The sequence below is a fragment of the bacterium genome, assembly GCA_024228115.1.
GTDB lineage: Bacteria > Myxococcota_A > UBA9160 > UBA9160 > UBA6930.
In genome coordinates this window covers 1-2,594 of record JAAETT010000058.1, presented here as the reverse complement: position 1 = coordinate 2,594, position 2,594 = coordinate 1, and the positions used below count along the sequence as shown (strand labels likewise).

Sequence of the window (2,594 nt, the reverse complement as noted above, 5' to 3'; positions counted from 1 at the left end):
TCCGCGGCGAACTGCCTGGGCCGATCTCCTACAGCGTGTCTTCGAGGTCGATGCGCTTTGCTGCCCCCGTTGCGGCGAGCCGATGCGCCTTCTCGCTGCCATCGAAGACCCCGACGTGGCCCGCAAGATTCTCGAGTGCCTTGGCCTGCCTGCGCGCGGGCCCCCGCTCGGAGCCGCACCGGGCCCATCGGTCGACTCCGATCCTGACTCCTGGGACGAGGAGTCACACTGGGACTTGGATCAAGCGCCTCCCTGCGGCTGACCCACGAACTCGGACCAGCCTCTCGCCCTGGCACCGGAGTTGGATCCCGGCAGAGGACAGGACCCGCCTCGATGCCGATCCCGCAACGCCACCCCTGCGCCCGCACCATGGCGATCTCTCACCCGACCACCACCATCCGCGGATCTGGCAAGCCCAACGAGCCGGTACCAGCCGTGGGGTTAGGGATCGTGCCTGACCATCAGGCGGCTTCCCTTTCCTGGTTCTTCACTCGTTCGAAGAACGAGACGGGCGTCAGCCCGCCCAGCGACCCATGGGGTCGCTCTTCGTTGTACTCGAGGAGCCACGCTTCCGAGGCTTCTCGAGCTTCCCGCACCGACTCGAAGAGCCAGCGGTTCAGGCAGCCATCGCGGAAGACGCCGTTGAAGCTCTCGTTGTGGCCGTTCTGCCAAGGGCTCCCCGGGTCGATGAACCGAGCATCGATGCCTTGGTTCTCGATCCACTCCTGGACTTTCTTGGCCACGAACTCGCTTCCGTTGTCACTCTTCACGACCCCCGGCGGGCCGTGCAACTCGACGAGCTGGTCGAGAACGCGAACCACATCCACCGAAGTGAGATGACGGGCGCACTCGATCCACAAGCCCTGGCGCGTGTGCTCATCGATCACCGTTAGGAAGCGAAGCGTTCGCCCCTCGACCGTCTGATCCGCCACGAAGTCGTAGCTCCACACATGGTTCGGATGGAGAGCTTCTGTGGGGCCGGTTGTGCTCGATCCACGCCGTCGCCGTTTCGGGCCCTTCCTCGGCACTCTCAGCCCCTCTCGACGTCTCAGTAGGCGAACACGTTCCCGCCCCACGCGCCATCCCTCCATCTGGAGTCGGTGAAAGATCTTGCGGTATCCGAAGCGCGGATACCGCTCCGACAACCGATGAACGGCAGCAACCAACTCGACTTCTTCAGTACGGCCTGACGGACGACGCTTCGTGCTCCGCGCGATCTCGATCACCTGGCAGGCTCGCCGTTCGCTCGCTGCGAACTCCTGCTCCAGGTGCTCCGCTGCACGTCGCCGCTCCGCCAGGCTCACCATTTTTTCGAGTTGATCTCCTTGAGCATCCGAATGTCCAGCGACAGGTCAGCCACCATCTTCTTCAGCTCGGAGTTCTCACGTTCGAGCTCCCGAAGCTTCTTCGCTTCCGAAACGTCCATCCCGCCAAACTTCCGCCGCCATCGATAGAAGGTCTGCTCCGTGATGTTGTTCTCTTGGCACACCGCCCGGATGTTCCCGGCGGCTTCCGCCGCCTTCAGAATCCCGATGATCTGCTCTTCCGAAAATCGCGCTCGCTTCATCTCGCCTCCGCCAGCCTCTTGTCGAGGCTAACTCAGAGGCTGGTACCAGATTCGCAGGGCCGGCCAGATCTCCTGCGCACACGAGCCACCCAGCCCGTTGAAATCATCCCCCGACGGCCGATCCCCGGTCGGCGAGTAGTCGACGGAACATCTACTACCCGGTCATTGAGCGAAAACGCAGCTTGAACTCCCTATCGCCGCTGGGCTTTCTTGAATTCGGTAGGATTCTGGCGTCGGGCACCTGCGGCAAGGTGTTGGCGGTCGGCGTTTCCTGTATTAGCTGAAGCCCGATCCGTTGTGCCGCATGTTGGGGTTCCATGGACGTAGTATGGCGAGTTCGGGTCTCGGGCAGTGCCCATGAGTACCTTGAGAGTTCCGGGATCCGAGGTGCGACCATCACTTCTCCGAGTTCTTTCAACCTCACCCTCGCAGACGAAATCCCTCCGTCGCGCCTCGCAGATGTCATTTCTTCATTTGTATCCGACTACACGAGAGCGATCGATCGATTGGTAGGGTCAGATGTCATCTCAGAAGTCGATGTTGCCCTCTATGTGAGCAGCGAGCCGCGTTCCACCGCAGTAAGGATCGGTCCGGGGGACCTTCAAGCACTCGGCCTCGCCGATGTCCATCTTTGCGTGAGCGCCTATCCAACCGACGAGTAGAAGGCAGCAAGCTGCAGAACAAGCGGCTGCAACCCGCTGGGCCACGCCAGGCGTATCGAGGCATGATACTGTTTGAGCAACGATCAGGTGGCTCGGCGAGGGTCGGTGGCCGGCCCAGCTGCTGAGTCGCATTTCCGTTGGGTAGCGGCACGCATGGAAGTTGCATTCTGTTGGCGCTGCAATGCCGATGTTCCCATGCTCAACGAAGAGGAATGGGCCCGCTGGTAGGGGATGTCCCGTCCGCTGTTGATCTTCTCTGAGCGGCGGCTCCGGTTTGAATCCTAGGCGACGCGCTTTGCAGTCGCCTCTTCGCTGGTTTCGGACACGGTGAGAGCTCGGACGAGCTTCTCGATGTCGCGCCACCC

The 2,594-nt window shown here is 62.0% G+C and carries 3 protein-coding genes; 1 reads left to right on the top strand and 2 read right to left on the bottom strand.

The window, feature by feature from the left end; translation table 11 throughout:
- A partial coding sequence (locus GY937_03080) for a hypothetical protein (GenBank protein MCP5055691.1) occupies nt 1–262 on the top strand: 262 nt, incomplete at its 5' end.
- A gap of 199 nt (nt 263–461) precedes the next feature.
- On the opposite strand, the gene GY937_03075 is transcribed toward GY937_03080, so the two are convergent.
- The gene (locus tag GY937_03075; protein MCP5055690.1) at nt 462–1,307 is read right to left on the bottom strand and encodes an IS3 family transposase; all 846 of its coding nucleotides are present in this window, start codon (nt 1,305–1,307) and stop codon (nt 462–464) included.
- On the bottom strand, nt 1,301–1,567 hold the full coding sequence (locus GY937_03070) for a transposase (protein MCP5055689.1): 267 nt from the start codon (nt 1,565–1,567) through the stop codon (nt 1,301–1,303). Before GY937_03070 ends, GY937_03075 begins: the two co-directional genes overlap by 7 nt.
- Nucleotides 1,568–2,594 lie beyond the last annotated feature (1,027 nt).

Coding starts and splice junctions, on each gene's coding strand:
- GY937_03075 (MCP5055690.1), bottom strand. CDS start 1,307: ATGGTGAGCCTGGCGGAGCGGCGACGTGCAGCGGAGCACCTGGAGCAG.
- GY937_03070 (MCP5055689.1), bottom strand. CDS start 1,567: ATGAAGCGAGCGCGATTTTCGGAAGAGCAGATCATCGGGATTCTGAAG.